A 26,530-nucleotide genomic window follows, 5' to 3' on the forward strand; every position below is an offset into this window, starting at 1 on the left:
CATGGCTCTCGTGAAACCCTCCTCGCGCCGACGAACCGCGGCGGCGCGCTTCCGCGGCCCGGCCGCGGCAGTCGCCGTCGTTCTTGCCCTGAGCGTCGCGGCGTCTGGTCCGGCAGGTGCCGACGATCTGGACAACCAGAAGGCTCAGCTCGACCAGCAGGCGCAGCAGGTCCAGGCGTCGCTTGAGTTCCTCGACGGGCGCATCTCGCAGACTGCCACGGACCTCGCGACTGCGAGGGCCCAGATCCCAGGCGCCCAGCAGGCGCTCCTCGACGCCCAGGGTCGCGTCGCGACTGCCACGAAAGAGGCGGACGCGCTCGCCGTGCGCGTCGACGCAGCCCAGCAGGACAAGGCCAAGATCACGCAGCAGATCCAGGACGACAAGGGCAAGGTCGAGGAGACCAAGAAGCTCATCGGACAGATCGCGACGCAGGCCTACAAGTCCGGCGGCGTCCCGTCGAACCTGAGCCTCATCTTCAGCCCGCCGAACGGCGGGAGCCTCTCGGACAGCATCGACCTCGCCAACCAGGCCCTCCGAAGCCAGAACGCGGAGCTCGAGCGCCTGTCACAGCAGAACGCCGCCAACGTCAATGCGCAGGCCAGGCTCGCCGCGGTCGAGGACCAGATCCGCGACCTCAAGGCGCAAGCGGACGCCGCGCTGGCCCGTGAGCAGGCCGCCCGCGATGACGCTGCCGCCAAGAAGGCCGCCGTGGACAAGCTGGTCGCGGACACCGACCGGCTGAACCAGCAGCTCGAGGCCCAGCGGCCCGCAATCGAGAAGCAGATCGCGGACACCAAGTCCCAGCAGGACGCCATCGCGGCCCAGATCGCCGACCGCGACCGGCGTCTCCGCGAGCAGTGGCTCGCCGAGCAGGCCGCGCGGAACCAGTCGACCCAGGTCGGCTCTCCGTCGGCCTTCGGCCTCCGGCACCCGTTCTCTTATGACATCCCGATCACCTCGGGCTTCGGCTGGCGCGCCACGCCGCCCGGAACGATCGACTTCTTCGGGACCGGCGGCTACATGCACACCGGGGTCGACTTCGGTGCACCGTGCGGCACCCCGGTGTACGCCGCGGCCGCCGGGACCGTCACGGTAGGTGGCTGGACCACTGGCGGTGGCGGGTGGACCGTCATGATCTCCCACGGAGTCATCCAGGGGAACTCGCTGACCACGGTCTACTACCACAACTCGAGCGTTGTCGTCTCGCCGGGGCAGAGCGTGACCCAAGGGCAGCTCGTCGCCTACTCGGGCAGCACGGGCAACTCAACCGGATGCCACGCGCACTTCGAGACGTGGCTCAACGGCAAGCCCGTCGATCCCATGACGCTGCTGTAAGCCTGACTACGATAGAATTCTGGGGTTCGTTGGGGCCATGGCTGCCCCGACGAATTCCGATTCAGCCCGAGTGAGGAGCGCACGAGCCGTGCCCAAGGAAAGCGGCCGGAAGGCGGTAGCCACCAACCGCAAGGCCCGGCACGACTATCACATCCTCGACACGTGGGAGGCTGGGATTGCCCTGATGGGCACTGAGGTGAAGTCCCTCCGCGAGGGACACATCTCGTTGGCCGATGGGTTCTGTACGTTTACCAACGGCGAGCTCTGGCTCGAGGCAGTCAACATTCCCGAATACACCCAGGGCAGCTGGACGAACCACTCGGCGCGGCGTCGCCGCAAGCTCCTCCTCCACCGCGAGGAGCTGGTCCGAATCGAGCACAAGGTGAATGAGCAGGGCCTCACGGTTGTGCCGCTGCAGGTCTACTTCAACGAGGGGCGGGCGAAGGTCGAAATCGCGCTCGCCCGAGGCAAGAAGGACTACGACAAGCGCCAATCGCTCCGCGAGAAGCAGGACAACCGCGAGGCACTTCGCGAGATGAGGGCGCGCAACCGACGCTGACCCGGGTCGCGAACCTCGCGCCGGCGCGAAGGCCGGAAATGCATGTGGGGAGGACCGTGGCACAGGGAAGCCTGAAACTGAGAATCGCCTTGGCGGCGGGGGTTGTCCTCGTCGCCTTGGTGGTGCTCGTGGTGGCTCCCCAGCTCGTGAGCGGGAGGAGTGTGCCCGACGGCTCTCCGACGACGTCCGTCGGTGCGCCGCGGCAGACGACGGCGGCCCCCTCGCCCAGCGAGACCCCGCCGACGGCGACGCCCTCCGCTTCAGGTTCCCCCGCGCCGTCGTCCGTTCCGCCTCCGCCCAGCCCGCAGAGCCGCGCGCAGCAGATCCTCGCGACGATGAGCGTCGAGCAGCGCGTCGGCCAGATCATGATGGTCAGCTCCCCGACCGGCGGTCCAGACCAGGCCGCCCTCGACGCGATGTCGCACTTCCACATCGGCAACGTCTTCCTCAAAGGGCGGACGACGGCGGGTGCGTCCGCCGTGGCGAACGCCGTGAAGGCGGTGCGAGCCCAGGCGACGCCGGACGCGACTGCTGGCGTGGGCCAATTCGTCTCGACGGATCAGGAGGGCGGCCAGATCCAGATCCTGAACGGGCAGGGGTTCTCCGCGCTCCCGTCCGCTCTCGCCCAGGGTGGTATGGATCCGGCCGCGTTGCGCGGCGCGGCGGCCCAATGGGGGCGCGAGCTCGCATCGGCGGGGGTCAACGTCGACCTGGCTCCCGTCCTCGATACCGTGCCGTCGGCTGAGTTTGCCGCGCAGAACACGCCGATCGGGAAGTACCAGCGCGAGTTCGGGTTCACGCCGTCGTCCGTTTCGGACCATGGGCTCGCGGTCATTCGAGGCCTTGCCGACGCTGGGATCGCCACCACGCCCAAGCATTTCCCGGGGCTCGGCCGGGTCACGTCGAACACCGATTTCGGCACCGACGTCACGGACCCCGCGACGGGGCGCCACGACCCGTACATCGCACCGTTTGCGGACGCCATCCGCGCCGGCGCGTCGTGGACCATGATCTCGAACGCCTTCTATCCCGCGATCGATCCGGACCACTACGCCGTGTTCTCGCCGACGGTGATCCAAGGCATGCTGCGCGGGGACCTCGGGTTCCGCGGAATCGTCATTTCCGACGACGTGTGCGACGCCACCCAGCTGTCGCAGTTCGCCCTCGAGCACCGCGGATCCGACTTCCTCGCGGCAGGCGGCACCATGGTGCTGTGCACAGACCAGCGGCTCGCGCCGCGGGTCTGGCAGGGGATGGTGGACCGGGCCAAGGGTGATCCCGCGTTCGCCCAGACGGTCGATGCCGCCGCCCTTGCGGTGCTCGAGGCCAAGGACCAGGCCGGACTCCTGCCGCGTTGAGCCGGCGCGTGGCCTGGACGGCGCGCGCCGACGGGTCGGCGATTGCTGCACGGAGCACGTGCGCCGCGGTGAGGGTGGGTCGCGCACCGGACCGTACGGGCCTCCGTGGTAGAGGCGGGAATGCCACGACACGACAACGCGCTATACTAGTTGTTCCGGCAACCGCGAGGCGGCCGGTCGGTTTGATAACCGAATAGGGGATGATCGGTTTCGACGATGTTGGTCGCGACAGGTGAAGCGGGCCGAGGATGCAGAGTCATCTCGTCAACGCTCTCTGCAAAAACAATAAGTGCCAACTCTAAGCGCACTGACTTCGCTCTCGCTGCCTAAGTAGCGGACAAGTCCGTCAGCCCGGGATTGCTGTCGTCCCGGAATCTGGCGTCGATTAGATAGCCACTGCTGGTAGCCCTCGTCATTGGGGCTGCCGGGACTTTTAGATGACTGGGCCCGGGTCAGCCACTTGTGTGCATGATGGCTGGGGCCGAGAAATCCCGACGCATACTGCGCCCGGAGAAGCCCTGACAAAGCCGCATCGGACGGGGGTTCAATTCCCCCCATCTCCACTTTTTGACACGCCTTATGGCATAGGGAACACCCCCGGTCTTCGGACCGGGGGTGTTCTTTTTGCTCTCGTGGCCCTGAGATGGGCTGCGACCGGGTCGAGCAGACCTAGTGGCCTGAGGTGATGGCTGCGAGCAGCGCGGTTCCCTCGGGCGTGCCGAGGCCGGTGCACGGATCCCACCCAGGCGCGGCTTGGTACGCTCCGTTGTTCCCGGTGGTGATGTCGCGAAACCCAGCCTTCTGGGCGTAGAGCAGGGGCTGGGCGAGCCCGAACCGTCGGTTGGTCGCCTGGGCCAGCCTCGCGATGAGGGCCGCCCAGAGCGGAGCGACGGCGCTGGTTCCGCCGATGACCATGTCGGAGCCATCGACGCGCACCTTGTAGCCCGTCTGCGGGTCCGCGACGGCGCTGACGTCCGGCACGCCGCGCCCCGCGGGCGTGTGCGGTGGCTTGGGCTTGCGGTGGCTCGCATGGGCGGGCAGCGCGTTCTGCCACGCCGGCACTGGGAAGACGTCGCTATACCCACCCCCGGTCGCGGAGTCGGGGCCATCGTTCCACACGGTCTCCGAGGCGATCGAACCGGTGGCCGGGTCGGCCTCGAGACGCGTTCCGCCGCAGGCGAGGGCGTGAGGGCTCGAGGCCGGGAAGTCCGCGTGGTTCTTGCCGTCGCCCGCGCCGTCGGTGCTTCCTCTGTCGCCCGCAGCGGCCGTCACGGTGATGCCGAGAGCAGCGGCGTCTGCGAGGGCCTGGTCGAGGGCAGTCCGGGCCTGGGCAGTCCACGCGTCCTCGCTCTGACCCCAGCTGATGCTGATCGCGCAGGGTGCTGGCGTGGCGTGGGATGCGCCCACGAGCGCGTCGAGGAAGCCCGCGTCCGTGTTGGGTGCGAAGTAGACGAGGATCTTCGCTTTGGGGGCGAGAGCCCCCACAACCTCGATGTCGAGGAGCACCTCGCCGTCTGCGCCCTGGGGATCCTGCCCCGGCTGATTGGACGCCCCGTCGATGCCGACAGCCGAAATTGCCGGGGTGGCGAGGCCAAGGCCCGCGAAGTACGCGTCCAGATCGCTCTGGCCGAATCCGCCGCCCAGCTCGAGGATCGCCACCGTCTGGCCGGTCCCATCGGTGCCTGCTGGGAAGGCGTAGATCTTGCCGAGGTCTGGCGGGCTGTAGCTCGTGCTGGCCGCCGCGAGCGGGATCGCGCGGAACTGCGCGCGAGCTTGCGGTCGGTCGTCGAGGCCGAGGACCGCAGTGACGATCCCGTCCAACTCCGTCGGGACCTGCAGCTCTCCAGTGCGATGCCGGTGCTGGACGGGTGACCCGTCGGGCCCCGAGCTGGTCGCCTCATCGAGGCTCGTCCCGAAGATCCTGCCGAGCTGGCCGACGGTACCGGCCAGTCGGAGGCGGCGCGAGGCGGGGTCGGTCTCAACAACCTCCACCCCGAGGCGCGTGAACGTTTCGGTCGCGAGCCGGACGTCTGCGTCCGACGACCCATAGTTGGCGGCAAGCTCTTCGAGGCTGATCGGCTCCGTGCTTGGCTCTGGGGGAAGGGCACTTTTTCGTCGGAGGACGACCGTCACCTCGATGCGCTGCGACGGATCGGCTGGAGCTCGGGAGACTAAGCCGGCGGCTGGCGCCCGGAAGGACCCCTCGAGCGGTACTCCCGGCACTGGCTGGGACTCTGGCACGCGTTGGTCGGACATGGATTTCTCCTCCTCGTGGCCTGATGCCTGGCTGTCCTTGCGGACGGCTCGATCATCTCAGCCTGCCCCGACATTCGTGCCTGTGGCCAGCGTTCAGCCTGCTCCTGAGCCAGACTGCCCCTGAACGATCGCGGGACATGCATCGATCCTCCCGAGTGGGAGTGGGCTGCTGGCGAGGCAGGCCGCCGTGCCCGGCGGCGGGACCTTCGGCCCGGGCAGCCACGGCTACCGGACAGTACAATTCCTCTCGTTCTAGGCATGCATGGGGGTGATGCTGCGGTGCGCATCGGGCGGCTGCGGTGGCAGGTATCGGGCGTGGTGGCGCTGATGATCGTGGCGATTTTCGGCTGGATGGCGCTGCTCGCGACTCCTGCTGCGGCGCATCAGGATGCGGGAGCGGGGCGCGGCGGGGTGATCCGGTTTGCCGCCGTCGGCGATTCCATCACGCAGGGGGACAGCCCCGACTTCTCGATCGGATGGACCGGGAGCCTCTCGTGGGTCACGTACGCGAAGTCCCCGACGCTCGTCTTCGCGGGCGGCTGGGCTCTGGGCGGCGCCAAGAGCGCGAACATGGCGGCGAACGTCGGGCCGGTCAAGGCGGACGTGCTCGTGGTCCTCGCGGGTACCAACGACCTCGCGGTCGGCGTACCGTTCCAGCAGACTGTCGCGAACCTCGAGCATATCGCCGAGACCGTGGGTGCGCCGCGGGTGATCGTGTCGGCGGTTCCGCCGCGCAACAGCGCCCCCGACACCACGGTGGCCTTCAACGCCGCGCTGCGCGCCGCCGTCGTCGGTCATGGCTGGACGTGGACCGACGCGCCCGCCGGGCTGCGCGCGGGCACCCGCTACTTGCCGGGCCTGACGCGAGACGGAATCCATCCGAATGCGGCCGGCGCGGAGGTGCTGGGCAAGGCTCTCGCGGCCGCGATGAGGCAGGCCATGGGGTAGCGGTCGGCGCGCGCAGGCCTCGTCCGAACGGCGGGCCTGCGACCGCTCGACCGCGCGCCCCCGAACGGGCAGGATGGGCGTGTGACACAGCCCGAGACGGAATCCGCCGCCATGACGCCGCTGCAGCGGCGCGTCCTCTTCGTGGCGGTGCTGTCGAGCTGCCTCGTGATCCTCGACTCGAGCGCCGTGAATCTGGCCCTCCCGGCTATGGGCCGTGAGCTGGGCGGAGGCCTCGCGTTCCAGCAATGGGTCGTGGACGGCTACCTCCTGACCCTCGGCTCCCTGATCCTTGCGGCGGGCACCCTCGCGGACCGCTATGGGCGAGCCCGCGTCCTCGAGATCGGCGTCATCGCGTTCACGGTCATGTCGGTGGTCTGCGGCATCTCGTGGAACGAGTGGGTCCTCGTGGCGGCCCGCGTGCTTCAGGGCACGGCCGCGGCCGTGGTCACGCCGAGCGCTCTCGCGCTCATCATGGCCTCTGCGGGCGGCGCCACTCGCGCCCGCATGATCGGGCTCTGGACTGCGTGGACCTCCGCGGCGGCGGTTGCTGCGCCGTTCGTGGGGGGAGCCGCCGTCGACCTCGCGACGTGGAGGCTCGTCTTCCTCGTCAATGTTGTGCCCGCGGCCCTCATGTGGCGCCCGCTCGTGGCCCTTCGGCGTGGCGCACCTGCTCCGTCGCCAGCGGGGCGGCTCGACGTGCTCGGCGCCGTGCTCGGGGTCGTTAGCCTCGCCGGGCTGGTGCTGGGCCTCATCGAGCAGGGCGCGCGCGGCTGGGGAGATCCGCTCGTCGTCGTCTGTCTTGTGGTCGGCGTCGTGGCCGGGGTCGCGTTCGTCGTGCGCCAGCGGACGGCGGCGTCTCCCATGCTCCCGCTCGTGCTCTTCAGGGAGCGCAACTTCGCGGCAGGCAACGTCTCGACCTGGTGGGCCTACGGCGCGCTCGGCATGGGCTTCTTCGTCCTGGGCCTGTACCTCCAGCAGCGCATGGGCCTCCGCGCATTCGAGGCGGGCCTCGGGCTCCTTCCCGCGACGCTCTCCCTCCTGTTCCTCTCGCCCACCGCGGCCCGGATCGGGGCGCGCATCGGCCCACGCCTGCCGATGGCCCTTGGCCCCGGGCTCGGTGCGGTCGCGTACGGGTGGATGGCGCTCGAGACGCCGCCGCTCGACTATTGGCGCGACATCCTGGGCCCAGTGGTCCTCTTCGGCCTGGGCCTCTCGATCATGGTCGCCCCGCTCACGGCCGCTGTGCTCGGCGCGGTTCCCGTCGAGTCGTCGGGCATCGGCTCAGCGGTCAACAATGCCGTGGCGCGGGTCGCGTCCCTCGTGTGCATCGCGGCGGCCGGCGGGATCATGGGCGGGACGCTCGACGACGCCGGGTTCCGCCGCGGCATGCTCGCCGCCGCGGGGCTCCTGGCGGCGAGCTCGCTCACCTCTGCCCTGTGGATCCGCAACCCCGCGCCGGTCGCCGCTGCGGCGGCCGGCGAGGCGCCCGGTGAGGCGCCCGCGGTGGGCGACGAGAGCGGGGCCGGCAGCTAGGACTGCAGGCATGGCCCCTGATGCACGGGGCGATGATGTTGGCGACGATGCTGAGCCAAAACCCTGACGACCTTGAGCGTGACGCACCCTCGGCGGTACGGCCCGTCGGTCGGAGTGTCTCAGGCCAGCGCCGTCCCGACGGCGAGCCCGCCCGCTGCCAGCGAGAGCCCCAGCGCGAGGTTGGCCACGACGTTTCCCGCGGCGCCGAGATAGCGGCGCTCCTCGAGGAGCCGCACGGTCGCGGACGTCCACGAGCTGAACGTGGTGAGCCCGCCCGCGAAGCCGGTCGCGAGAGCCGTGTGCCAGGTGTCGCCGAACCAGTCGGCGCGCGCGAGCCCCGCTGCCAGGCCGATGACGATGCAGCCCACAGCGTTGACCACGAGCGTGGCCCACGGCCAGTGGCGGCGCGTCGGCGGATGGGCCACGAACCACGAGTCGACGCCGAAGCGTCCGAGGGCGCCCGCCAGCCCGAAGAGCCCCACGAGGATGGCCATCATCTCTCAGCTCCGTTGCCGCGCGCGGCGTCGAGGGGCGTCTGGGCGGGGCGGCGCGGGGCCGAAGGCCGGCGCCCCACCCGGGCCCCGAGGAACCAGCCCGCCGCGGCCGTGCCGAGGCCGAGCACGAGCGACACCGCGAGGTATACGACTGCGACGGCCAGCTGATCCTTGCCGAGCGTCACGGCCGCGATCGCGACTGAGGAGAAGGTCGTAAAGGATCCAAGAACGCCGGGACCGAGCCCGGCCCGGACCCAGAACGGGATGTGGGGCCGGCGGAGCCACCACGTGGTCAGGAAGGCCAGGACGAAGCTGCCGATGAGATTGATGCCGAGCGTCGTCCAGGGAAATCCATGGCCCTCGGGCCATGCCGCGAGGGCGCTGTAGCGCAGCTCGCTCCCCGCGATCCCGCCCACCGCCACCGCAAGCCACGCCCGGACATCGGGGTGCTGAGCGGCCATCAGGCGGACTTGAGTGTGCAGCCCTCGTGGGGCACGTCGCTGCGCACCCACAGGGAGGACGCGATCGAGTCCGGAACGTCGAAGTCGTGGGCCCCGCCCTCGGGCCCGATCTGGACCACGAGCGGGCCGCCGAAAGGCTTGCGCCGCACCACCCGGACGGCCGTGTCGAGCATGATGTGCTCGCGTGCGAGGTAGCGCAGCATTTCAGGATCGTCGTCGCTGATGCGTGTGATGCGGCCAGCGTGGCCCGGATCGAGCTCCCCGAGGGGGAGGGCGGGCGGGTGCTCGACGCGGCCCGTCGGGGTGGGGATGGGGTCGCCGTGCGGGTCGCGGTCCGGGTGGCCGAGCTTCTCAGCAAGGCGCTCGACGAACGTGTCAGAGACCGCGTGCTCGAGCTGTTCGGCCTCGTCGTGGACCTCGTCCCAGCTGTAGCCGAGCTCGTGGACGAGGAACGTCTCGAGGAGCCGATGGCGCCGCACCATCGTGAGCGCGAGGCGCTCGCCGGCCTCCGTGAGCCGCACGGCCCCATAGGGCTGGTGGTCCACGAGCCCCTGATCCTTGAGCTTCCGCACCATCTCCGAGACCGACGAATTGGCAACTCCCAGCCGGGCCGCGAGCTGAGACGACGTGATGGGCTTCTCCTGCCACTCCGTGAAAGAGTAGATGACCTTCACGTAGTCCTCGATCGAGGATGATGGCTGGCTCTTCACGTCAATTAGCCTACCGTCACGCTCGAGTTCCGCCGCGAGCCTCAGGCATTCCTTCGCGGCCGTCAGACCCCGGAGGAGAAGGTGAGCCAGACGAGCGCGAGGTTCAGGACGATGACGAGCCCAGCGCTCGTCCACGCCGCGGCCTTGACCCACGGCGACATGGCGAAGGCCCCCACGAGCTCCCGGCTCGACGCGAGCCGGACGAGCGGCACGAGCGCGAACGGGATGCCGAAGCTCAGCACCACCTGGCTCACGACGAGCGACATGGTGGGATCGAAGCCGAGCGCCAGGAGCGCGACGGACGGTACGAGGGTCACGAGGCGGCGCACGACGACGGGCACTCGCCGGCGCAGCAGTCCCTGCATGATCGTCGAGCCCGCGTAGGAGCCCACGGCTGTCGACGCGAGGCCGCTCGCGAGCAGCCCGATCGCGAAAGCCGTCCCGACGAGAGGTCCGAGAGCCTCCACGATCGAGGAGTGCGCGCCCTCGATGGTGTCCGTCCCCTGACGCCCGCCCAGGGTCGACGCCGCGAGGAGGAGCATCCCGATGTTGACCAGGCCCGCAAGCCCGAGCGCGATGAGGACGTCCGCCCGTGTGCCCCGCAGAAGACGGGCGACAGCGGTGGGCGGCACGTGCGTGTGGGGATCGGCTCGGTGTCGGTCACGGGAGAGGGCCGAATGGACGTAGATCGCGTGCGGCATCACGGTGGCGCCCAGCATCGAGGCTGCGAGGAGCACGGTGTCGGGGCCGTCGAAGTGCGGCACGAGCCCGCTCGCGATCCCCGGCGGAGAGAGCGGGCTCACGACGAGGCCCGCGAGGAAGCCGATCGTGATGACTGCGAGGAGCCCGATGATCGCAGCCTCGAAGCGCTGCTGAGTGCGGTGGTCCTGCACGGCCAGAAGCGCCATCGACACTCCCCCCACGATCATGGCCCCGAGCGGGAGCGGGACCCGGAAGAGCAGCCCGAGAGCGATGGCCCCTCCGACCACCTCGGCGAGATCCGTTGCGAGCGCCACGATCTCGGCCTGGAGCCAGTACAGCACCCGCGCTCGAGGCCGCATCCGTTCGGCGAGGAGCTCGGGCAGCGTCCGACCAGTGACGATGCCGAGCTTCGCGGACTGGTACTGCACGAGCATTGCCATCGCGTTCGCGAGCACGAGGACCCAGACGAGCAGATAACCGTAGCGGGCCCCGGCCGTGAGGTTCGCGGCCACGTTTCCGGGATCGACATAGGCGATCGAGGCGACGAAGGCTGGGCCTAGCAGCGCAAGAGATGCGCGCCAAGGTGCCCGCGGTATGGGCCGCGCGGTGGCAACCGGGTCGGTCCTACTCACTTTTGCGCCCCTCATTTCCGAGTTTCGGTATGCCTAAATCCTAGAAGGCGGCGGCACATGGCACAAGGGACCAGAGGCCCGGACCGCGGGTCAATTCCCAGCGGGCCGGCGCCGCGGGCCAGCGCAGCGCGCCAGTCATGAGTCAGCCGCCACGGCCTTCCAGACCTGCGTGACGTAGGGGAGGAGCATCGGTTCGTCGGGCTGATGGCCGAGGTGCTCGAACAGGTACCACGCGAGATTCGTATTGACGCGCTCCCGTAGTGCCTCGCTCGCGCGAAGGTAGTAGCTGCGTGACTTCGTGAGCTCGACGATGCCCTCGGGAGTGATGGGGTCCTCCCACCGAAAGGACGCCGATTCCCAGCCGGTCAGCTCAGGGCCCGACGGCGGGTGGTAGCCCGGTTTGTGGACGTCACCCGCGTGCATGATGCGGGAGAGCCGGTGGACCCACGGCACCGACGTGTCGAGCTGGTTCCACACGAGCCCGACGCGGCCGCCCGGAGCGAGCAGCCGCACCGCCTCGCGCGTCGCGGCCGCCGCTTCGAACCAGTGCCATGCCTGCGCCGCAGCCACGAGATCGGCCGAGCCCTCCGGAAGGCCGGTCGATTCCGCAGGGGCGAGGACCGTTTCCACCCCGGGATGGAGCCGCCGAAGCTCGGTGAGCATGCCAGCGCTCGGATCGACGGCCGTGACGTGGAGTCCGCGCGCGGCGAGGAGCGCCGTGAGCTTGCCCGTGCCGGCGCCGAGGTCGACGGCGGTGGCGGCACCAGGCGGGAGCAGCCAGTCCACCGCCTCGTCCGGGTAGCCGGGACGCACTTTCTCATAGTGCTCCCCGCCGGCCAGGAATGCCTCGGCGAGTTCCCGCCGTCGTTCGTCGCCGAACTTTGGTCCGCCGCGCGCCATCCGTGCCTGCTCCTCACCCGCCGCATCCCGCGCCGGTGCCGGGGGATTCCTCCGCTGTATGGAGTCGAATCTACCGGGAGCGCGGCTCTCGCGGGTCCGGAAGCGTGCCGGCTCGGGCCGCGCCGCTGGGCGCGTCCGCCCGGCGGGGACTTGGAGGGCTGGGGTGGCGGCTCAGTCTTCGGCGGTGCAGGGCGCGGCGCCCGCCGTGCCCGGGGTGTTCGGCGCCCATGCGGGGAACGGCCGAGCGTCGTGGGTGGGGACCCAGCGCCCCGAGTCGACGGTGTAGTCGAGCCGGACCCCGTGCTCGACCAGGTCCTGGACGCCGCGGACGAGGCGCTCGACGTCCTCGAGCCGCGAGCCCACCCCGAAGCTGGCACGCAGGGAGCCTGACGGGAGTCCGAGCCGACGCAGCGCGGGATGCGCGCAGAAGCGGCCGTCGCGCAAGCCCACGCCGTGCTCGGCCGAGAGGTAGGCGGCCGTGAGCCCCGCGTCGTGGCCTGCGATGGAGAAGTTGACGATGCCGATCGAGCCCCGCGATGCCGGGCCTGCGCCGAGATCGGAGTCCTCGAAGAGCCGGTGGACCGTGACGCCCTCGACTTCGCCGAGCCCCGCGACGAGCGCGTCGCGGAGCTGCTGCTCGTGGCGGTGCCAGGCGCCCTCGTCGAGGCCCGAGATCACCTGCGCCGCCTTGGCGAGCGTGGCGGCGCCGAGCACGTTCGGGGAGCCGGCCTCATGGCGGGCCGGTCCGTCCGCCCACACGACCGAGTCAAGCCTGACCTCGCGCACCGCGCCGCCGCCCGCGAGGTGGGGCTTGCCCCTGTCAAGCCAGTCGGCACGGCCCACGAGGACGCCCGCGCCGAACGGGGCGTAGAGCTTGTGGCCGGAGAACGCGAGGTAGTCGATGTCGGCGCTCGCGATGTCGATCCTGCGGTGCGGGGCGAGCTGCGCGGCGTCGACCGCGATCCGGGCGCCGTGCTCGTGGGCGAGCCGCGCGAGTTCGGCGATCGGCAGGATCTCGCCCGTGATGTTGGAGGCGCCCGTGACGGCGAGGAGGCTCACTTCGCCGGCCTTGAGCCAAGCGCGCACGCGCTCGAGCGTCTCCGCGAGTGTCCGTGCCGCGACCACGCTCCTGTGGGGGCGCGCCTGCCAGGGGAGGAGGTTCGCGTGATGCTCGATGTCGAGGTACAGCACGTCCCCCGTGCCCGGGATGCAGCCCGCGAGGAGGTTGAGGGCGTCGGTCGTGTTGCGCGTGAAGACGACCTCGTCGTCCGGCCGCGCGCCGAGGAACTCCCGCACGATTCCGCGCGCGTTCTCGTAGACCGACGTGCTGACCTGGGACGCGTAGCCTGCCCCGCGGTGAACGCTCGCATAGTAGGGGAGCACCTCGTTGAGGTGGTCGGCGACCTCGACCAGAGCCGGTGCCGAGGCCGCGTAGTCGAGGTTCGCGTAGCGCAGCTCACCGCCGGCCGCGAGCGGCGTCGCGAGTTCGGCGCCGACCACGGGCGCGAGGGGCCGGATGGCGTCAGGATAGGCGCCGGGATCGATGCCCGCCGCGGGGCTACCAAGTCCGGGCTGGGCCTGGGGCGGCTGGGGCTGGGTGGGCTGGGCCTGGGTTTGGGGCTCCGTGGGCTTGGCTCGCGTGGATCGGGGCTGGGTTTGGAGCTGGGCTGAGGGTACGACGACGGGTGTGCTCATTGACTGCACCTCGGAATCTAGGCCCCGCCGTGCGGGGGCCGCGCTTGCCGAGTCCACTCCGGACCGGCCTGGTCGTCACCCGGGGCACCCCGCCGCGTGTGGAGGGTTGCCGGCCAGCAAGCCGGGGCTTCGCGCTGGCACTCGTGACCTGACCACGAGATTACGGGAGGTCGGGTGCGGCCTCCAGCCCGCCCGCCCGTGTTACATCGAGTTAAGAAGCGAGATCGTTTCGGGTACGCCAACTCCCGCTCTGGCAGGTTTCGGGTACGCCAACTCCCGCTCTGGCAGGTTTCGGGTACGCCAACTCCCGCTCTGGCAGGTTTCGGGTACGCCAACTCCCGCTCTGGCAGGTTTTGGGGTACGCCAACTCCCGCTCTGGCAGGTTTTGGGGTACGCCAACTCCCGCTCTGACAGGTTTCGGGTACGCCAACTCCCGCTCTGACAGGTTTCGGGTACACCAACTCCCGCTCTGGCAGGTTTCGGGTACAGATCATCTGTACCCGAGACGGTGGGGTGGGCGGGTATCTGTACCCGAGATGCCAGCGCGGGCCAGTTTCTGTACCCGAGACGGTGGGGTGGGCGGGTATCTGTACCCGAGACGCTGGGGAGGGCGAGTTTCTGTACCCGAGACGCTGGGGAGGGCGAGTTTCTGTACCCGAGATGCCAGAGCGGGCGGGTATCTGTACCCGAGACGGTGGGGTGGGAGGGGTTAGGAGGAGAGGAGGTCGTCGTGCTCGGGATTGAGCCTCGCGAGCGTGGCGGAGTGGATGATCCCGTTGGTCGCGAGGGCGCTCCCACCCCAGGGGCCGTCGACGCCCTCAAGGGACGTGAACCGCCCGCCGGCCTCGGTGACGATCGGCACGAGTGCCGCCATGTCGTACAGCTGGAGCTCCGGCTCCGTCGCGATGTCCACGGCGCCCTCGGCCACGAGGCAGTACGACCAGAAGTCCCCGTATGCGCGCGTGCGCCACACGTCCTCGGTGAGGCTCAGGAAGTCGCCGAACGAGCCGCGCTCGCGCCACCCGGCAAGGCTCGAGTAGGAAAGCGAGGCGTCAGAGAGGCGTGTCACATTCGAGACCTTGAGCTTCGTCGCGGCCGCGAGCGAGCGTCCGGTGTAGGCGCCGGCGCCCTTCGCGGCCCACCAGCGCCGGCCGAGGGCGGGGGCGCTCACGACGCCAACCACGATGTCGTCGCCCTCAGCCAGAGCAATGAGGGTGGCCCACACCGGGACGCCTCGCACGAAGTTCTTCGTGCCGTCGATCGGGTCGATGATCCAGCGGCGCGAGCTGTGCCCCGTGGTGCCGAACTCCTCGCCGATCACCGCGTCGCGCGGGCGGGCGCGGGAGAGCTGGTTCCGGATGGCGTCCTCCGCCGCACGATCCGCGTCCGTGACCGGCGTCAGGTCCGGCTTGGTCTCGACATGGAGGTCGAGCGCCTTGAAGCGGTCCATGGTCTGCGCGTCGACGGAGTCGGCGAGCACGTGGGCCAGACGGAGGTCATCGGTGTATGACTCGGGGGCGACGGGGCTCATGGGTCCCACGCTATCGCCTTGGCGCCTTGGGGAGCGGGACGTCCGGCCCGTTCAGAGTGTGCCGAGTTCCTTCGCGTCGTGGGCCTCCTCGCGCGGGTTCGCGCCGAGAAGCCTCCTGAGCGACGCGAGCCTTGCCGGCCCCTGCGGTCCGGCGTGCCCGTCGGCGACCCAGGCGTCGAGGCCGCATTCGACGGCGGAGGAGTCGTGCCGGCAGCCGCGGGCGCAGTCCTCGGTGCCCGGTTCGAGGTCGGGGAACGCATGGAGGATCCGGTCGGGGTCCACGTGGGCGAGGCCGAACGAGCGGATGCCCGGCGTGTCGATGATCCAGCTCCCGGGAGGCGCGCCGTCGAGGCGCAGGGCGAGCGCCGACGACGACGTGTGGCGCCCGCGTCCCGTGACGGCGTTGACGCCGCCGGTCGCGCGCGAGGCCCCCGTGAGCGCATTGACCATCGTGGACTTGCCCACGCCCGAGTGCCCCAGGAGGACCGTCACCCGGCCGTCGAGTTCCTCCCGCAGACGGGCGACGGCGTCGTCGTCGAGCTTGACGCTGTGCGGGGTCGGCCCGGCACCCTCGGGTTCCGGGGCCTCAGCCTCCAGGCCTTCGAGTTCCGGGACCTCGGCCCCGGTGTCCTCAGGCGCTTCGGTCTCCGGCGCCTCTTCGGCGGTGCGGCTTACGACGACGGTGAGCGGCAGCAGCTCGTAGGTCGCCAGGAGCGGGGCCGGGTCCTTGAGGTCGGCCTTGGTGACGAGGAGGAGCGGCTCGATGCCCGCGTCGTACGCGGCCACGAGCGCGCGGTCGATGAAGCCCGTGCGCGGTTCGGGGTTCGCTGCGGCGACGACGATGACGAGCTGGTCCGCATTGGCGACGACGACGCGCTCGATGGGGTCGTCGTCGTCCGCGCTGCGGCGCAGGACCGTCGCGCGGTCCTGGACCCGTACGAGCCTCGCGAGCGTGTCCGGGCGGCCGGTCACGTCCCCCACGAGCGCCACGAAGTCGCCGGCGACGACGGGGGTGCGGCGCAGCTCGCGCGCCCGGGCTGCGATGACGGTGCGCTCGTCCGGCGTGTCCTCGGCGACGATGGTCGTGTACCGGCCGCGGTCCACCGTGATCACCCGTCCCGTGACGGCGTCTTCGTGGCTCGGCCGGTCCTTGGTGCGCGGGCGGCTGCCCCGCTTGTTAGGGCGGATCCGGACGTCGCTCTCGTCCCACTCGCGGTCGGCCATCGGCCTACAGGACCCCGTCCATCGGCTGGTGCTGGGCGCGACCGGCACCGGGGGCGAGCATCCGCTCCCACATCTGCGGAAACTCGGGCATGGTCTTGGAGGTCGTCGCGATGTCCTCCACCTCGATGCCGTCGACGGCGAGCCCGAGGATCGCCCCCGCGGTCGCCATGCGGTGGTCTGCGTAGCTCCGGACCAAGCCGGCGTGCAGCCGCGCGGGCCGGATCAGGAGGCCGTCCTCGGTCTCTTCGGCGTCCCCGCCGAGCCTCGTGATCTCGGCGACGAGCGCCGCGAGCCGGTCCGTTTCGTGGCCGCGGAGATGCGCGATTCCGGTGAGCCGCGAGGGGGTGTCCGCGAGGGCGCAGATCGCCGCGACGGTCGGGGCGAGCTCGCTCGTGTCGGCCAGTTCTGCGCCGGTGATCCGGTCGCCGCCGCGCACGGTGAGGGTTCCGCGATCGAGAGTCACGGTCGCCCCGAGCTTCGGGAGGATCTCGCGCCAGGCGTCGCCCACCTGCGTAGTGTGCTCGGGCCAGTTCGGCACGCGGACCGTCCCGTGCGTCGCGACGGCGGCCGCGAGGAACGGCCCCGCGTTGGAGAGGTCCTGCTCGATCCGCACATCGAACGCCCTGATGGGGCCCGGCTGGACGAACCAGTGGTTCGGGATCGAGTCGTCGACCGCGACACCGACCTCGCGCAGGACGCTCACGGTCATCGCAATGTGGTCGAGGCTCGGGACCGGCTTGCCGACGTGCTCGAGGTGGAGCCCAGCCTCGAAGCGGGCGCCTGCGAGGAGGAGCGCCGAGACGAACTGGCTCGAGCCGCTCGCATCCACGATCACGTGGCCACCCGGGACGGTGCCCGTGCCGTGGACCGTGAACGGGAGCGAGGACGGGCGGCGGCCGTCGGCCGAGGAGAGCCCCACACCGAGCGCTTCGAGCGCATCGATGACCGGGCCCATGGGGCGGACGCGGGCGTGCGGATCGCCGTCGAACGCGATCTCGCCGCGGCACAGCGCCGCGAGCGGCGGGACGAAGCGCATGACCGTCCCTGCGAGGCCGCAGTCGACGGCGACGGCGCCGAGGTCGGCCGCCGTCGACCCATGAGCGAGGGGCACGATCTCGAGGTCCGGTCCGTAGTCGCCGTCGCCCGGAACCTCGGTGACGGTGGCCCCGAGCGCGCGCAGGGCCCCGATCATGAGCGCGGAGTCCCGCGAATGCAGCGGCGCGCGGAGCCGGCTCGGGCCCTCTGCGAGGGCCGCGAGCACGAGATACCGGTTGGTGAGTGACTTCGATCCGGGGACGGTGACGGTCGCGTCGACTGGTTCCCGGGCGAACGGCGCGGCCCAGGCCGCCGCCGCTGTGGTCACGCGTGGCTCCCGGCGCCGAGCTGGCGGCTCGCGGTCTTGGCTGCCTTCGCGGCGTCGGCGCTGACGGACTTAGCCGCCCTCGTGGCGTCGGCCCTGACTGACTTCGCTGCCTTCGCGGCGTCGACCCTGACTGACTTGGCCGTCTTCGCGGCGTCCGCCTTGACGGTCTTGGCCTGCTTGGCGGCGTCGGACGCGAGCTGCTGGGCGCGCCACGCGAGGCTCGGCCGCCCGGCCGTGTCGACCGAGGCGAGCAGGACGCCGCCGACCAGGGAGAAGTTCTTGAGCAGGCGCGCGCGCCGGGCCGAGCGGAGCTCCTTCGAGCCGATGTCTGCAGTGCGCCACTCGACGAAGGTGTTCAGCGCCGTCGTCACCGCGAGGACCGACGCCGAGAAGCGAGGAGCCTTGCCGAGCGCGAACAGAAGCCCCGCGCCAAGCTGGGTTGCGCCGACGGCACGGGCCAGCGTCTTCTCTTCGACACGGATGGGGAGCGCATCTGCCGCGCGGCGCAGCACGGGGGAGAGCTGCTCAGCGGTGGCGTCCGCGTTCTTCAGCTTGTCCGCGCCGGCGACGATGAACGAGGACGCGAGCAGGGGTCGAGCGAGGAATCGGACTACCGACATGAGGCCTCCTGGTTGGGGTTTCCGGCGGGTCCAGTCTTGCACTTTCGCGGAATATTTTCCCTTTTCGTGCGGTTTCCATGTTCGTTGAGCCTGCGTCTGGAGAGGAGACCCCGTGCTGGTCTTGGACCGCCCGCGTGCCGCCGCGCCAGTAGACTGGTCCGCAATGAGCACCGTCGATTCCATCGAGCCTGACGATTCCGCGGCGGATTCGGCTGCGGGCACCGATCCGGCCACGGAGAGTCCCGAAGCGCGCCGCGAGCGTTTCGAGCGCGACGCCATGCAGTACGTCGACCAGCTGTACTCGGCCGCAATGCGCATGGCCCGCAATCCTGCAGATGCGGAGGACCTCGTCCAAGAGGCCTACGCAAAGGCGTTCGCAGCGTTCCACCAGTACAAGCCGGGCACCAACCTCAAGGCCTGGCTGTACCGGATCCTCACGAACACCTACATCAACCTGTACCGCAAGCGTCAGCGCGAGCCCCAACAGGCCAACACGGACACCGTCGAGGACTGGCAGCTCGCGCGCGCCGAGTCGCACTCCTCGACAGGGCTCCGCTCGGCCGAGGCCGAGGCGCTCGACCACCTGCCGGACTCCGACGTCAAGCAGGCGCTGCAGGCCATCCCCGAGGAGTTCCGGCTCGCGGTGTACTTCGCCGACGTCGAGGGCTTCGCGTACAAGGAGATCTCGGAGATCATGGGCACGCCGATCGGCACCGTGATGTCCAGGCTCCACCGGGGGAGGAAGCTCCTCCGGGACCGTTTGGCAGATTACGCCGCAGAACGCGGCTTTGCGGGCGCGCGGGTGTCCGTGAATTCGGGCGCGGGCACCGAAGCGGACTCGAGCAAGCAGGAGAAGGAATAATGGGCAACTGTCAGGGACTCGGCGACTGCGACGAATCGCGGCTTGAGCGACTCTACGAGTACCTCGACGGCGCACTGCCCGCGGCGGACGTCGCCGAAATCCGCGCGCACCTCGAGTCCTGCTCTGAGTGCCGCGAAGAGCACAATCTCGAGTGCATGATCCGCAGCGCCATGAAGCGCAGCTGTGCCGAGCAGGCCCCCGCGAAGCTCAAGCTCAGCATCCTCGAGAAGATCCATTCGATCCGCTCCTCCGCGACCGTCGCCGAGGTCTGACCCGACCGACGCACTCGCACGACCCATCCGCACACAGCGTCAACGCCACAGGCTGTGGTGGGAAATATTCCCTTTGCTGTTTATCTCCTGGTTTCTTTATCTCCCCTATGACTGTCGTAGGCGTCCTGCAGGGGCGCCTCAGGCGTTGGGGCGCCGACCGTGGTTCGCGCCGCTCTTCTTGCGGTCACGGCGCTTGCGTGCACGCTTGCTCATAGGGGCCTCCTTGGGCTCGGTAACGTTGATGGCCCGGAAGGCCGCCTACCATCCTCCCACATCTGCGGCGCAGGGCCCAAAACGCCGGCAAGGTCAGCGCACACGCAGGGCGCGGGAGGCTCAGCCGCGGAGCGAGTTCCGGACGGCGATGCGGGCCTGGTCGAGCACGGTGCGGAGCGTCTCGAGCGTGACCTCGGTGACGGCCTCGCGCGCGGCGTGAGATCTGAGCTCGACGCGGAGGTCGTCGCGGAACGCCTGGACGAGCATCTCGGCCTCGACGAGCCGGCCGTGGCTCTCGCGGCTGAAGCGCTCGGGAGACGGCTCCGCGAATCCATCGCGGAGCGCCTCCGTGAGCGGCCCGCCCGGGCGAGCGGACGACGGCGGCGGCGCGCCCTGCGCGGGAGCCTTCGCCGTCGTCCGCGCTTCTACGCGCACGCTGCGCGCCGCCTGCCGGGCGGTCTCCGCCGTCGCCGCGAGATCCGCCCGCAGGCCGCGCATGCTCGCGCGGAGCTCGTCGCGCAGGGAATCCGCGAGCCGGCGCACCGACGCCGAGATGTCCTGTTCGACATCGGCGAGCTCGTCCCGCCGCGCATCGAGCTCCCGCAGCCCGGCCTCGGTGATGCGGTAGATGCTTCGCCGCCCGGCCGGCTCCGCCTCGACGAGGCCCTCGTCCTGGAGCTTCGCAAGGCGGGGATACACCGTCCCTGGGCTCGGCGAGTACGTGCCGCCGAAGCGATCGCTCAGAGCCTTGATGAGCTCGTAGCCATGCCGGGGACCGTCCTCGAGGAGCGCGAGGAGGTAGAGGCGCAGAGCGCCGTGGGCGAAGACCGGAGGCGTCACTCTGCCGCCTCCTCGCCGCCCGCGGACGCCGGGTCGTCGGCGGCCTCTCCCGCGGTGTGACCCGCCTCGGCCGGGCTCGATGCCTGGCCCGCGTGCACCACAGAGACGTTGCCGGAGACCGTGTTGGAGCGCAGCACCATGAGCCGCAGGTCGGGGCCGAGGATCGTCTCGAGGCGGCCCTTGAAGGAGGAGAAGCGGGACTCATCCACGACGACGCGGCCGGACACGGTCGTCGCCGTGAGGTCCACGCCGATGTCGCGGGGGAGGCGCACGGTGATGTCGCCACTCACGGTGCTCGCCCCCAGGGACTCGCAATATCCCTCGGTGTCGAAGACGAGGTCGCCCGAGACGGACTTCGCCCGGATGTCCTTGAGCAGGCCCGACGCCGTTACCTCGCCCGAGACGGTCTTCGCGGTCAGGATGCCTTCGTGGCTCCGCGCGATGACGTCTCCGCTCACAGTATTGAGGTGCAGCTCGCCGCGGGTCCCGTCGCCGAGGACCGAGCCGGAGACGGTGTTGAGCCGCGTGACAGGGCCGGTCCCGGAGACAAGGCCGTCGCCGCTCACGGTGCCGATCTCCACGGGGACGCCAGCAGGCACGGCGATCGAGACGACCGTGCTGTTCTCGCTCGAGCCGGACACCGTTCCCATGAGGTTCTTGAACCAGCCCTCGAGGCCCTGCAGCTGGTGGCGTACCTCGAGGCGCCCGTTGTCGAGCGAGACGGCGACGGGATCGCCCTGCACCGAGCTCACCTCGATGACGGCGTCCGGGCGGTCGTGGACGATGACGTCAAGTCGGCCGCCGACGATCCCGGCGCGCAGCGACGTGACCCCGTCGACCGTGATGGTCTGCGGTTCGGTGACGTTCCAGTTCTCCGTTGACATGGCCCCTCCTGGCGGAATCCCCTCCCTCGCCTGATGGCGGGGGTCGCGATATAACGCGATCTGAGAAACACGATATATCGCGTTGTGGTGAGGCGCAAGGGTCAAGGGGACGGCACGGGACACAGGAAGGGCCGGTACGACGACCAGATCATTCGACAGAGCTCAGGGGTGCGTCTCGCTCTGACGCGTGCGGGTCCAGGAACTGGCTCGAGGACTGGGACGGCTTTCGGACTGACGGCTCTAGGACTGGGGGAGCCGGAGCCACGGGAACCAGCCGCGATGCAGCACGAGCCACGCGATCAGCCCGTATCCGGCCTGCCCCGGAACTCCAGCGTTCGCCGCGAGATCGCCGCGCCACTGCTCGTGGTTGAGGAGCGGGGAGAACGTGTCCACGTAGTAGTGCTTGCGGCGCGTGGTGACGTCCGCGAAGGCCGTGTTGAGTTCGGCCAGGCGCCGGTTCTGCGCCGGATCGAGCGTGGGCGGCGGGCCGACCACGAATACCTCGGCGCTGTTCTGCGCGGCGGTGTCGAGGATGTTCGCCACGTTGAGCCGGCTGCGCGCCGGCGTGAGTCCGAACTCGATGTCCCGGCCCGACAGCCCGATCACGAGGCGGTTCTCGTAGCCCTCGCCGAAGCGGCGCTGGGCCTCCTCGAGCCAGCGCGTCGAGAGCGTCTCGGTGCCCTCCTGGGGCGCAGCGAGGACGTAGCTTTCGAGGGTCAGCTCCTCGCGCGGAGTTCGGGCCAGGACCCGCCCGAGCCAGCCGAGCGCGCGTGGGTCGCCGGTCCCAGCCAGCAATTCGTCGCCGATCGCCGCGAGGCGAACCTTCCTCTCGTGCGCCATGCGCTCCTCCAACCAGCTGGCCGCCTCCGCCGTGCGTGCACGGCGCCTTTGGCTCACGAGTCTAGCGAAAGAGCCCGCCGGAGCCCGGGAGGGCGGGACTGCGCGGCCGAACTGCCGGTGTGGCGATCACAACACCGGCGGCGGGCAGTGCCTACGCCGACGACGGCGGCCCGCACCCTCGCTGGGAAGGTGCGGGCCGCCGTCGTCCGCTGCGTGGGGCTCCGCGCCGTCCGTGCGGCAGGAGCCCTGGGAGCGTCAGAGCTGGAAGCACTCCTCGATGAGCGTCGACTCCTCAGCGGAGTGGCGCTTCATCGAGCCGGCCGACGTCGCGGCGGACGCCGGGCGCGACACGATGTGCAGCTCGCGGTCGAGCTGGGGTGCCAGGTTGAGGGCCATGAACGGCCACGCGCCCTGGTTGGCCGGCTCGTCCTGGGCCCACACGACCTCCGCGTTCGGGTACTTCGCGAGCTCGGCGGCGATCTCTGCCGTCGGGAGCGGGTACAGCTGCTCGATGCGGACCAGGGCAGTCGTGGTGTCCTTGGCCTTCGTGCGCTGCGCCTGGAGGTCGTAGAACAGGCGGCCCGAGACGAGCAGCACGCGCTGGACGCCCTGCGGGTCGAGGTTCTCCTGGTCGGGGATCACCGGGCGGAACGCTCCCGTGGTGAACTCCTCCACCGGCGACGCGGCGGCCTTGAGGCGCAGGAGCTGCTTCGGCGTGAAGACGATGAGCGGCTTCCGCGGCCGGCTGTAGGCCTGGCGGCGCAGGAGGTGGAAGTGCGAGGCCGGCGTGCTCGGGTGGGCGACCACCATGTTGTCCTCGGCGCACAGCTGGAGGAAGCGCTCGATGCGCGCCGACGAGTGGTCGGGCCCCTGGCCCTCGTAGCCGTGGGGGAGGAGCATGACCACCGAGGACCGCTGGCCCCACTTCTGCTCGGCCGAGGAGATGAACTCGTCGATGATCGTCTGGGCGCCGTTGACGAAGTCGCCGAACTGGGCCTCCCACAGGACAAGCGCGTCCGGGCGCTCCACCGAGTAGCCGTACTCGAAGCCGAGGGCGGCGTATTCAGAGAGCGACGAATCATAGATCGCGAGCTTCGCCTGGTCCGGCGAGAGGTTCGCGAGCGGGGTCCACTCGGCGCCCGTGGTCCGGTCGTGGAAGACCGCGTGGCGCTGGACGAACGTGCCGCGCCGCGAGTCCTGGCCTGCGAGGCGGACCGGAATGCCCTCGGTGGTGAGCGAGCCGAAAGCCGCCAGCTCGCCGAAGCCCCAGTCGATCCCGCCCTCGCGGGACATCTGCTCGCGCCGCTCGAGGAGCTGCTTGAGCTTCGGGTGGACCGTGAAGCCGTCCGGGATCTCGAGGTGCGCCCGGCCCATGCGGGCGAAGGCCTCGGGAGTGACAGCCGTGGACTCGGGGTGCTGTTCGCCCGACGAGTCCTCCTGCTGCTGCGAGATGGGACGCTCGAGGTCCGAGACCGCCTTGAGGTCGCTCGTGACGATCGGGATCGGCGAGGTCTGCGCCGCGTGCGTCTCCGCAAAGACGCGCTCGAGGCGCTCCTGGTAGTCGCGGAGCAGCTGCTCGGCCTCGTCCTGCGTGATGTCGCCGCGGCCGATCAGGCTCTCGGTGTAGAGCTTGCGGACGGAGCGCTTCGCCTCGATGAGGTTGTACATGAGCGGCTGGGTCATCGACGGGTCGTCGCCCTCGTTGTGGCCGCGGCGGCGGTAGCACACGAGGTCGATCACGACGTCCTTGTGGAAGCGCTGCCGGAAGCGGTACGCGAGCTGCGCGACGCGGACGACCGCCTCGGGGTCGTCGCCGTTGACGTGGAAGATCGGCGCCTGGACCATCTTCGCGACGTCGGTCGAGTAGACCGACGAGCGGGACGCCGACGGCGACGTCGTGAACCCGACCTGGTTGTTCACGATGATGTGGATCGTGCCGCCCGTCCGGTAGCCGCGCAGCTGCGAGAGGTTCAGCGTCTCTGCGACGACGCCCTGGCCCGCGAAGGCCGCGTCGCCGTGGACGAGGATCGGCAGGACGGGGAACGCCTCGCCCGAGTCGAGCCGGTCCTGCTTGGCGCGGACGATGCCTTCGAGGACCGGGTCGACGGCCTCGAGGTGGGACGGGTTCGCGGCGAGGTAGACCTTGGTCTGCTTGCCGTTCTCCGCCGTGAACGTGCCCTCGGTGCCGAGGTGGTACTTGACGTCGCCGGAGCCCTGGACGCTGCGGGGGTCCTGAGTGCCCTCGAACTCACGGAAGACCTGGGCATAGGTCTTGCCCGCGATGTTGGTGAGCACGTTGAGGCGCCCGCGGTGGGCCATGCCGATGCCGACCTCGTCGAGCCCGTCCTCGGCCGCGCCGGAGAGGATCGCGTCGAGCAGCGGGATGAGGGACTCGCCGCCCTCGAGCGAGAAGCGCTTCTGGCCCACGAACTTGGTCTGGAGGAACGTCTCGAACGCCTCGGCCGCGTTGAGGCGCGAGATGATCCGGAGCTGCTCCTCGCGGCTCGGCTTCTTGTACGGGTGCTCCATCTCGTCCTGGAACCACTTGCGCTCGGCCGGCTCCTGGAGGTGCATGTACTCGGTGCCGGTCGTGCGGCAGTAGGCGTCGCGGAGCACGCCCAGAATGTCGCGGAACTTGGCCTTCGGCCGGCCGCCGAAGCCGCCCGTGGGCCACTCGCGCTCGAGGTCCCAGAGGGTGAGGCCGTAAGTGAGGACGTCGAGGTCCGGGTGCCGGCGCTGGACGTACTCGAGCGGGTTCGTGTCCGCCATGAGGTGGCCGCGCACGCGGTATGCGTGGATGAGCTGCTGGATCCGGGCCACCTTGTTGATGGTGTCCTCGGGGTTCACCTGCAGGTCCGGGCTCCAGCGCACGGGCTCGTACGGGATGCGGAGCGACTCGAAGATCTCGTCGTAGAAGCCCTGCTCGCCGAGCAGGAGCTGGTGGACGATCCGGAGGAACTCGCCCGAGCCGGCGCCCTGGATCACGCGGTGGTCGTACGTCGACGTGAGCGTGATGATCTTGCCGACGGCCGAGAGCGCGAGCACCTTCTCCGAGGAGCCCTGGAACTCGGCCGGGTACTCGAGGGCGCCGACGCCCACGATCGCTGCCTGGCCCTTCGAGAGGCGCGGGACCGAGTGGACCGTGCCGATGCCGCCGGGGTTCGTGAGCGAGACGGTCGTGCCGGAGTAGTCGTCCGCCGTGAGCTTGCCGGCGCGGGCGCGCTTGATGAGGTCCTCGTACGTGTGCCAGAACTCCGAGAAGTTCATGGTCTCGGCCTTCTTGACGTTCGGGACGACGAGGAGGCGCGCGCCGTCCTTGCCCGGAAGGTCGATCGCGATGCCGAAGTTGACGTGCGAGTGCTGGACCGCGACGGGCTTGCCGTCGATCTCGTCGTAGCTGACGTTCATGGACGGCATGAGCTTGAGGGCGCGGATCACGGCGAAGCCGATGAGGTGCGTGAACGAGACCTTGCCGCCGCGCACACGCGAGAGGTGGTTGTTGATGACGATGCGGTTGTCCATGAGGAGCTTCGCGGGCACGGCACGCACCGTCGTCGCGGTCGGGACCTCGAGGCTCGTCACCATGTTGGCGGCGATCGCCTTGGCGGGGCCGCGGAGCGTCGTGACGACGTCGTCCTCGACCGTCTCGTCCTTGGCCTTCTTGGGCAGCTGGGCCGGGATCGGGCCGCTTGCCGAGGGCTTGGCGCCGTCACGGACGACGGCGGCCGCGCCCTTCTTCGCGGCAGGCGCCGACGCGGGGGCCGGGGCGGCAGACGGGGCCGGTGCCGTGCTCTGAGCGGAGGCCGAAGCCTGGGCGGGGGCGGGGCGCGCGGCGGCCGACGGCGCGGCGCCGGCCGGGGCCTGCGGGGAGGAAGCCTGCGCGGGGGCCGACGCACCAGTGGACCGGTTCAGGGCCTCAACGGCTTGCGCCTTCGCGGAGCCGTTCACCACCGCGGAGCCGCCTGCGGCGTCGTCTGAGTCGAACGATTCGAAGAGGGGCCACCACTTCGAGTCGACCGAGTTCTTGTTCTGCTGATACTGCTCGTAGAGCTCATCGACAAGCCACTCATTGCCGCCGAATTCTTCGGGCAAGCGGTGGGTTGGCAGTTCTGGCACTGGAGATACGCCTCTTCCATCGATCTATTTGGCCCGCAGGCAGGTCATTGCAGGCCAACCACCGGACCAGGGCCCGGCAGGCGGTTCGATGTCGGGACAGGAGCCGCCTGCCACCGTGAACGCTGGCGTCCAACCGTTGCGCTCACACTCTGGACCAGTCTAGTGATCGAGCGGCGTAAAC

At 70.1% G+C, this 26,530-nt stretch carries 23 protein-coding genes, 1 other RNA gene and 1 riboswitch; of the genes, 8 read left to right on the forward strand and 16 right to left on the reverse strand.

What is annotated here, in order from left to right; translation table 11 throughout:
• Position 1: 1 nt before the first annotated feature.
• The 4 genes from E6A26_RS02780 to ssrA all read left to right on the forward strand — a co-directional run bounded on the left by E6A26_RS02780 (position 2) and on the right by ssrA (position 3,819).
• Complete coding sequence (locus E6A26_RS02780; RefSeq protein ID WP_136609663.1) at positions 2-1,336, forward strand: M23 family metallopeptidase; 1,335 nt, start codon at positions 2-4, stop codon at positions 1,334-1,336.
• An 88-nt stretch (positions 1,337-1,424) separates the two neighbouring features.
• Entirely contained in the window at positions 1,425-1,895 is a 471-nt protein-coding gene (gene smpB, locus E6A26_RS02785; RefSeq protein ID WP_136609664.1) for an SsrA-binding protein SmpB, read from the forward strand.
• Between the two features lie 56 nt (positions 1,896-1,951).
• Complete coding sequence (locus E6A26_RS02795) at positions 1,952-3,253, forward strand: glycoside hydrolase family 3 N-terminal domain-containing protein (protein ID WP_234864935.1); 1,302 nt, start codon at positions 1,952-1,954, stop codon at positions 3,251-3,253.
• 196 nt (positions 3,254-3,449) lie between these two features.
• Positions 3,450-3,819, forward strand: a transfer-messenger RNA (tmRNA) gene (ssrA, locus tag E6A26_RS02800).
• Positions 3,820-3,922: 103 nt separating this feature from the next.
• On the opposite strand, the gene E6A26_RS02805 is transcribed toward ssrA, so the two are convergent.
• Entirely contained in the window at positions 3,923-5,509 is a 1,587-nt protein-coding gene (locus tag E6A26_RS02805; protein ID WP_136609667.1) for a S53 family peptidase, read from the reverse strand.
• A gap of 258 nt (positions 5,510-5,767) precedes the next feature.
• Here E6A26_RS02805 and E6A26_RS02810 point away from each other — a divergent pair, with 258 nt between their 5' ends.
• Positions 5,768-6,457, forward strand: coding sequence for an SGNH/GDSL hydrolase family protein (locus tag E6A26_RS02810; protein WP_136609668.1), 690 nt, complete (start codon positions 5,768-5,770; stop codon positions 6,455-6,457).
• Between the two features lie 81 nt (positions 6,458-6,538).
• Entirely contained in the window at positions 6,539-7,990 is a 1,452-nt protein-coding gene (locus E6A26_RS02815) for an MFS transporter (RefSeq protein ID WP_234864937.1), read from the forward strand.
• Positions 7,991-8,109: 119 nt separating this feature from the next.
• On the opposite strand, the gene E6A26_RS02820 is transcribed toward E6A26_RS02815, so the two are convergent.
• The 10 genes from E6A26_RS02820 to E6A26_RS02865 form a co-directional block, all read right to left on the reverse strand.
• Complete coding sequence (locus tag E6A26_RS02820; RefSeq protein ID WP_136609669.1) at positions 8,110-8,487, reverse strand: fluoride efflux transporter FluC; 378 nt, start codon at positions 8,485-8,487, stop codon at positions 8,110-8,112.
• Entirely contained in the window at positions 8,484-8,945 is a 462-nt protein-coding gene (locus E6A26_RS02825; RefSeq protein ID WP_136609670.1) for a fluoride efflux transporter FluC, read from the reverse strand. Before E6A26_RS02825 ends, E6A26_RS02820 begins: the two co-directional genes overlap by 4 nt.
• Positions 8,945-9,655: a metal-dependent transcriptional regulator gene (locus E6A26_RS02830; RefSeq protein ID WP_136609671.1), complete on the reverse strand. Its 711-nt coding sequence runs from the start codon at positions 9,653-9,655 to the stop codon at positions 8,945-8,947. Before E6A26_RS02830 ends, E6A26_RS02825 begins: the two co-directional genes overlap by 1 nt.
• A 62-nt stretch (positions 9,656-9,717) precedes the next feature.
• Entirely contained in the window at positions 9,718-10,989 is a 1,272-nt protein-coding gene (locus E6A26_RS02835; protein ID WP_407695353.1) for an Nramp family divalent metal transporter, read from the reverse strand.
• Positions 10,990-11,124: 135 nt separating this feature from the next.
• Positions 11,125-11,889 (reverse strand): class I SAM-dependent methyltransferase, encoded by a 765-nt coding sequence (locus E6A26_RS02840; protein ID WP_136609673.1) that lies wholly within the window; start codon positions 11,887-11,889, stop codon positions 11,125-11,127.
• 171 nt (positions 11,890-12,060) lie between these two features.
• A complete protein-coding gene (locus E6A26_RS02845; RefSeq protein WP_136609674.1) occupies positions 12,061-13,584 on the reverse strand; it encodes an aminotransferase class V-fold PLP-dependent enzyme in 1,524 nt (507 codons plus the stop codon).
• 35 nt (positions 13,585-13,619) lie between these two features.
• Positions 13,620-13,733, reverse strand: a riboswitch (SAM riboswitch).
• A 560-nt stretch (positions 13,734-14,293) separates the two neighbouring features.
• Complete coding sequence (hisN, locus tag E6A26_RS02850; RefSeq protein ID WP_136609675.1) at positions 14,294-15,115, reverse strand: histidinol-phosphatase; 822 nt, start codon at positions 15,113-15,115, stop codon at positions 14,294-14,296.
• 51 nt (positions 15,116-15,166) lie between these two features.
• Positions 15,167-16,339: a ribosome small subunit-dependent GTPase A gene (gene rsgA, locus E6A26_RS02855; RefSeq protein ID WP_136609676.1), complete on the reverse strand. Its 1,173-nt coding sequence runs from the start codon at positions 16,337-16,339 to the stop codon at positions 15,167-15,169.
• Positions 16,340-16,343: 4 nt separating this feature from the next.
• Positions 16,344-17,702 carry a 3-phosphoshikimate 1-carboxyvinyltransferase gene (gene aroA, locus E6A26_RS02860; RefSeq protein WP_136609677.1) on the reverse strand — a complete coding sequence of 453 codons (1,359 nt, stop codon included), beginning with the start codon at positions 17,700-17,702 and terminating at the stop codon, positions 16,344-16,346.
• Entirely contained in the window at positions 17,699-18,322 is a 624-nt protein-coding gene (locus E6A26_RS02865) for a DoxX family protein (RefSeq protein ID WP_136609678.1), read from the reverse strand. Before E6A26_RS02865 ends, aroA begins: the two co-directional genes overlap by 4 nt.
• Before the next feature lie 163 nt (positions 18,323-18,485).
• On the opposite strand from E6A26_RS02865, the gene E6A26_RS02870 reads away from it, so the two are divergent.
• Together E6A26_RS02870 and rsrA are read left to right on the forward strand one after the other, a co-directional pair.
• Positions 18,486-19,184 (forward strand): sigma-70 family RNA polymerase sigma factor, encoded by a 699-nt coding sequence (locus E6A26_RS02870; RefSeq protein ID WP_234864939.1) that lies wholly within the window; start codon positions 18,486-18,488, stop codon positions 19,182-19,184.
• Positions 19,184-19,456 (forward strand): mycothiol system anti-sigma-R factor, encoded by a 273-nt coding sequence (gene rsrA / locus E6A26_RS02875; RefSeq protein WP_136609680.1) that lies wholly within the window; start codon positions 19,184-19,186, stop codon positions 19,454-19,456. Before E6A26_RS02870 ends, rsrA begins: the two co-directional genes overlap by 1 nt.
• 138 nt (positions 19,457-19,594) lie before the next feature.
• On the opposite strand, the gene E6A26_RS18120 is transcribed toward rsrA, so the two are convergent.
• The 5 genes from E6A26_RS18120 to E6A26_RS02900 all read right to left on the reverse strand — a co-directional run bounded on the left by E6A26_RS18120 (position 19,595) and on the right by E6A26_RS02900 (position 26,349).
• A complete protein-coding gene (locus E6A26_RS18120) occupies positions 19,595-19,669 on the reverse strand; it encodes a 50S ribosomal protein bL37 (protein WP_136609796.1) in 75 nt (24 codons plus the stop codon).
• A gap of 120 nt (positions 19,670-19,789) precedes the next feature.
• Complete coding sequence (locus tag E6A26_RS02885; protein WP_136609681.1) at positions 19,790-20,509, reverse strand: PadR family transcriptional regulator; 720 nt, start codon at positions 20,507-20,509, stop codon at positions 19,790-19,792.
• Positions 20,506-21,393: a DUF4097 family beta strand repeat-containing protein gene (locus tag E6A26_RS02890; RefSeq protein WP_136609682.1), complete on the reverse strand. Its 888-nt coding sequence runs from the start codon at positions 21,391-21,393 to the stop codon at positions 20,506-20,508. Before E6A26_RS02890 ends, E6A26_RS02885 begins: the two co-directional genes overlap by 4 nt.
• A gap of 240 nt (positions 21,394-21,633) precedes the next feature.
• Positions 21,634-22,233: a GDSL-type esterase/lipase family protein gene (locus E6A26_RS02895; protein ID WP_136609683.1), complete on the reverse strand. Its 600-nt coding sequence runs from the start codon at positions 22,231-22,233 to the stop codon at positions 21,634-21,636.
• Between the two features lie 255 nt (positions 22,234-22,488).
• Entirely contained in the window at positions 22,489-26,349 is a 3,861-nt protein-coding gene (locus E6A26_RS02900; RefSeq protein WP_136609684.1) for a multifunctional oxoglutarate decarboxylase/oxoglutarate dehydrogenase thiamine pyrophosphate-binding subunit/dihydrolipoyllysine-residue succinyltransferase subunit, read from the reverse strand.
• Between the last annotated feature and the right edge of the window lie 181 nt (positions 26,350-26,530).

Origin of the sequence: Sinomonas albida (assembly GCF_004919045.1) — a bacterium.
GTDB classification, from domain to species: domain Bacteria; phylum Actinomycetota; class Actinomycetes; order Actinomycetales; family Micrococcaceae; genus Sinomonas; species Sinomonas albida.

Excerpts from the sequence above, each read along its gene's own strand:
- E6A26_RS02780 (WP_136609663.1), top strand. The coding sequence starts at position 2 with ATGGCTCTCGTGAAACCCTCCTCGCGCCGACGAACCGCGGCGGCGCGC.
- E6A26_RS02805 (WP_136609667.1), bottom strand. The coding sequence starts at position 5,509 with ATGTCCGACCAACGCGTGCCAGAGTCCCAGCCAGTGCCGGGAGTACCG.
- E6A26_RS02810 (WP_136609668.1), top strand. The coding sequence starts at position 5,768 with ATGCATGGGGGTGATGCTGCGGTGCGCATCGGGCGGCTGCGGTGGCAG.
- E6A26_RS02820 (WP_136609669.1), bottom strand. The coding sequence starts at position 8,487 with ATGATGGCCATCCTCGTGGGGCTCTTCGGGCTGGCGGGCGCCCTCGGA.
- E6A26_RS02825 (WP_136609670.1), bottom strand. The coding sequence starts at position 8,945 with ATGGCCGCTCAGCACCCCGATGTCCGGGCGTGGCTTGCGGTGGCGGTG.
- E6A26_RS02840 (WP_136609673.1), bottom strand. The coding sequence starts at position 11,889 with ATGGCGCGCGGCGGACCAAAGTTCGGCGACGAACGACGGCGGGAACTC.
- E6A26_RS02845 (WP_136609674.1), bottom strand. The coding sequence starts at position 13,584 with ATGAGCACACCCGTCGTCGTACCCTCAGCCCAGCTCCAAACCCAGCCC.
- hisN (WP_136609675.1), bottom strand. The coding sequence starts at position 15,115 with ATGAGCCCCGTCGCCCCCGAGTCATACACCGATGACCTCCGTCTGGCC.
- rsgA (WP_136609676.1), bottom strand. The coding sequence starts at position 16,339 with ATGGCCGACCGCGAGTGGGACGAGAGCGACGTCCGGATCCGCCCTAAC.
- E6A26_RS02865 (WP_136609678.1), bottom strand. The coding sequence starts at position 18,322 with ATGTCGGTAGTCCGATTCCTCGCTCGACCCCTGCTCGCGTCCTCGTTC.
- E6A26_RS02870 (WP_234864939.1), top strand. The coding sequence starts at position 18,486 with ATGAGCACCGTCGATTCCATCGAGCCTGACGATTCCGCGGCGGATTCG.
- rsrA (WP_136609680.1), top strand. The coding sequence starts at position 19,184 with ATGGGCAACTGTCAGGGACTCGGCGACTGCGACGAATCGCGGCTTGAG.
- E6A26_RS02890 (WP_136609682.1), bottom strand. The coding sequence starts at position 21,393 with ATGTCAACGGAGAACTGGAACGTCACCGAACCGCAGACCATCACGGTC.
- E6A26_RS02895 (WP_136609683.1), bottom strand. The coding sequence starts at position 22,233 with ATGGCGCACGAGAGGAAGGTTCGCCTCGCGGCGATCGGCGACGAATTG.